Source organism: Desulfovibrio sp., from assembly GCF_047607245.1.
In the GTDB taxonomy this organism is placed as follows: Bacteria; Desulfobacterota; Desulfovibrionia; order Desulfovibrionales; family Desulfovibrionaceae; genus Desulfovibrio.
This window is the reverse complement of the sequence record NZ_JASGDK010000080.1, coordinates 1-3,940: the sequence shown is the minus strand read 5'-3', so window position 1 is coordinate 3,940 and position 3,940 is coordinate 1. Positions and strand designations below refer to the sequence as shown.

General features: G+C 53.0%; 3 protein-coding genes and 1 CRISPR repeat array. Of the genes, 2 read left to right on the top strand and 1 reads right to left on the bottom strand.

Annotation, left to right across the window (positions count from 1 at the left end):
• Positions 1–3 precede the first annotated feature (3 nt).
• Positions 4–297: a CRISPR direct-repeat array (repeat unit 32 nt; unit sequence GTCGCTCCCCGTGCGGGAGCGTGGATTGAAGC).
• A gap of 346 nt (positions 298–643) precedes the next feature.
• Together QM579_RS06320 and QM579_RS06315 are read left to right on the top strand one after the other, a co-directional pair.
• Positions 644–1,060 (top strand): glycosyl transferase, encoded by a 417-nt coding sequence (locus QM579_RS06320; protein WP_414998327.1) that lies wholly within the window; start codon positions 644–646, stop codon positions 1,058–1,060.
• 291 nt (positions 1,061–1,351) lie between these two features.
• Positions 1,352–2,455, top strand: coding sequence for a linear amide C-N hydrolase (locus QM579_RS06315; RefSeq protein WP_414998326.1), 1,104 nt, complete (start codon positions 1,352–1,354; stop codon positions 2,453–2,455).
• A 125-nt stretch (positions 2,456–2,580) separates the two neighbouring features.
• Here QM579_RS06315 and QM579_RS06310 read toward each other — a convergent pair.
• Positions 2,581–3,940: outer membrane homotrimeric porin (locus QM579_RS06310; protein ID WP_414998325.1), on the bottom strand; the 1,360-nt coding region annotated here is incomplete at its 5' end.

Here is a 3,940-nt window from a genome sequence, read left to right as displayed (position 1 = left end):
TTCGTCGCTCCCCGTGCGGAAGCGTGGATTGAAGCCGTGATCAGTTTGATTCCATCGTGCAGGCCCACGTCGCTCCCCGTGCGGGAGCGTGGATTGAAGCTGGACGCCCAAAGACGGCATCACTGAACGTAGTGTCGCTCCCCGTGCGGGAGCGTGGATTGAAGCGGCGGCGGCATGCCAGCGCGATTCCGGCAAGCTGGTCGCTCCCCATGCGGGAGCGTGGATTGAAGCTGACAGCTCAATACCGACATACCCTCTGCCTGACGTCGCTCCCCGTGCGGGAGCGTGGATTGAAGCGGGCTTGTTTGAGCTCTGGGGCCGTTAATGCACTGGTCGCTCCCCGTGGGGGAGCGACAAATAAAAAGGAGTTAGTCAACAGCGCTACAAATGATTGACGAACCCTAGCCCTTATGGTTTCTTTGGCGCAGGTGCCTAAGAACACCTTTCCGTAGACGGTTCCCACCCCGAAAGTTTGTGGGTTTTATTGCGCCTGAATTCAGGCGTAGTTTCCTGCATTACCCTCCGGGTGTGGGCGAAATACAATACCTGGCAACAGGAAAATAGCCCGCTGCTCTACGGCAGTTCTTAGCACCCGGAGTTTCTTTATTTTGGATGCTCCAATAAGAAAACCGTAGAGGTCTTTATGCCCAATTTAAAATCTTATTCTCAGCCTCCCACACCAGACCTGTCCGCCATAATTGCCATGCTCACTGATGCAGTACAGGCACTGCGCAATGTAAGCTGCCCGTCAGAACCAGAAGAGCTTCCCGACAAAGAAATTGTGCCTGCTGATGAAATCCGCTGCTATCGGTTTTCCCCATTGGCGGTGCGCTGCGAGCAGGAACTTTTTGCAGAACAGCAGGCAAAAAACTTGCATGATCTTTTCTTCAAAGCCTCTTCATCCATTACGGCATTCACCGCTCTTTTGGAGCATATAGACGCCGAAGCAGAGGTGGAGGGCGTTGTTATCCATATTCTTGCGCGTGAACTGAGGCGTGTTGAAGATCTGCTTTTCAAGATTCAAGATACGTATAGCACGGTTGAACCTGTTGAAGCTTAGGCATTGACCCAATAAAGCCCTTGGCAATTTTGCTGCCAAGGGCTTTTGTCTCTGCCAGTTTTACGGTTCTTTTTGTTGCCGTGTGGAAGGGCCTTTCCATAAATACTGGCTGTGTTTGACGGCGCGATCATTTCTCTCTAGTTTTTTACTGCACTCCACTGCGCTACGGCTACGCTTGCGGGCTGTCTGCAATTTATTAATGCTGTTTGCAAATTATTGGGGCGAGTTTTTTCGCCAGTCTGCCCACAGTAGGCATGTCGTCTTTATAAAAGAAGCTACAGGAGCGATTCTATGATCCAACACATCAAGAAGTTCAAGTTGTTTTCTTCCCTGATGGGCTTGTTGCTTGTTGCGGCAATTTCCTGTGAACCAGTACTTGCCTGCACGCGAACGCTGTATGTTTCTGCTGATGGAAACGTCGTTATTACGGGCCGCAATATGGACTGGAAAGAAGATATGGGCACCAACCTGTGGGCCTTCCCGGCTGGCATGAAAAAAGACGGTGCAGCGGGCAGCCAGTCAGTGCGCTGGGTGTCCAAATACGGCAGCATCATAGCGGCTGGGTACGATGTGGGCACAGCGGATGGAATGAATGAAAAAGGGTTGGTGACCAGCATCCTGTATTTGGCGGAATCCGATTATGGCGCGATTGACCCCCAAAAGCCCGTCATGTCCATAGCCACGTGGGCCCAATACGTTCTGGACAATTTTGCCAACGTTGCAGAAACGGTTGAAGCTCTCAAAAGCGAACCCTTTCAGATTGCCGCCCCCAAATTGCCCAACGGGGCCGCAAGTACGATGCACCTGGCCATTTCTGATGCCAGCGGCGACTCTGCCATTTTTGAATATATCAAAGGAAAGCTGATCATACACCACGGCAAGGATTACGCCGTCATGACCAACTCTCCCAGCTACGATCAGCAGCTTGCCCTGAACGCCTACTGGAAGGAGATAGGGGGGCTTGTGTTTCTGCCCGGAACCAACCGCGCGGCTGACCGCTTTGCCCGCGCCTCCTTTTTACTGGAGGCCATACCCAAAGCGCTGGATAAAAACTATATTGCCGGAGTTCCAGGCAAAACATTCAACAATCAGGCGGTTGCCAGCATGCTCAGCCTGCAGCGCGCAGTCAGCGTGCCGCTTGGCATTACAACACCGGGCCAGCCGAATATTTCTTCAACAATCTGGCGTTCTATCGCTGACCAGAAAAATTTGACCTATTATTTTGATTCCGCCACAACGCCCAACACTTTCTGGGTTTCTATGGACAGGCTGGATTTAAAGCCCGGTGCACCTGTGAAAAAGCTGACTCTTCAGGGCGGGGTAATTTTTGCTGGCGAAGTTTCTGGGCTCTTTATGGAAGCAAAGCCCTTTGCTTTCCTTCCCGCCGGGCAGTAATAGCCGTAATAATGAGAATACGCCTTTTATGGGCGTATTGAAAAGGCAACAATAATCAAAGCACGCGCAGAACCGTAAATTTTTCGGTTCTGCGCGTGTTGTATTTTATAGTCTGCTGTAATTAATTAGAATTTATAGATAAAACTTACGTTGACGTTCCAGGCGTCGGTGGTGCTGTTGCCGCCAACCCGGCTGCCGTCAGTTGCCGTATAGCCGCCCCATACGCCACGCGACTGATCCAGCCACAGGGCAATGTAGTTGGCTTCAACCAGCATACGCAGATTGTCATATATCTGGTAGGTTGTAGTGACGCCAAATTCTGCCGCGTAGTCCTGGCTGGTCAGATAGAGACCGTAGTAGTTGGCAGAATTGAAATCAGCCGAGCCTGTGCCCGTATCGGGAGTGAAGCTGGTGTGACCCTCCACACCCTTGGCCCCCTTGATGTACTTGGCCATTGACGGGCTGTTGGTGCCGCCAAGAATATTCACGTGGAAGGTCTGCTTGAGCTTATCAAAAAAACTCACGTCCTTGACGCGCGCGCCCACGCCCCAGGTGCCAGCGAAGGTGGAGCCAATAAGGGTGTCGCGGCCCAAGGTCCAGGTGCCCAGAGTGCCGAAGCTGGACATGGCGTTGGTGCTTTCGTTGTTGGCTTCAACATTGGGCATGCGCTCTGAGCCGTTCTTGATGTTGTCGTCATCGCCACTGGAGTACCAGCCATATATGCCGGGCGTTCCCCAGTCGAGCTTGTACTCGGCCAGCAGGGCGCTGTACCAGCCCTTACGGTTGAGGGCTTCCACACCCGTATCGACCGCGCCATAGTTAAAACTGGCCGCCACGCGGAAGGGGTCAAATTTTACCACTTCACCTGTTATGCCCGCCCAAAGCACTGTGGAATAGGCATCGGCAATCTGGCGGCCCACTTTTGAATTTTTGAGGGCGTACACGGCAGGGGCCAGACCCAAAGCGCCCGCGCCAGTGGAATTTTTGCCGTAAAAATCATTGCCCTTGCGGAACGTGTTGCTGCCGAACATCCCAAGCATGGTCCAGGGCGTGAGGTTCACGCCATCAAGGCGCACCGGGGCGCTCAGCCCGAAAATATCGAAGTTATCCAGATAATTCTGGGGGGATTGAGTGTCCCCGGCCCAGTTATCATTATATGGGCGAACCCAAAATGCCGACAGAGAGAGGTTGTCGTTAACCGGGGCGGAAGCCACAATGCCTGCTACGTCAGCATCAAATGCCTGTGAGGCTTCGGTGGTGAAGTCAGGCAAAAAAACGCGCTGTATGCCCATGCGCACTTTGACGTTGGTTTGCGGCACAACCCAGTCAAGATAGCTGTGCTTGATCTTGACCACATTGCTGCCATCTGCACCCAATGCGCCGCCCTTGCTGGATCTGCCCCAGGTGACGCCGCCGATTTCAAAGTACACTGTGCCTGACAGTGATTCTGAGGCTACTGCGTCCAGTTGCAGGCGTACACGGGAT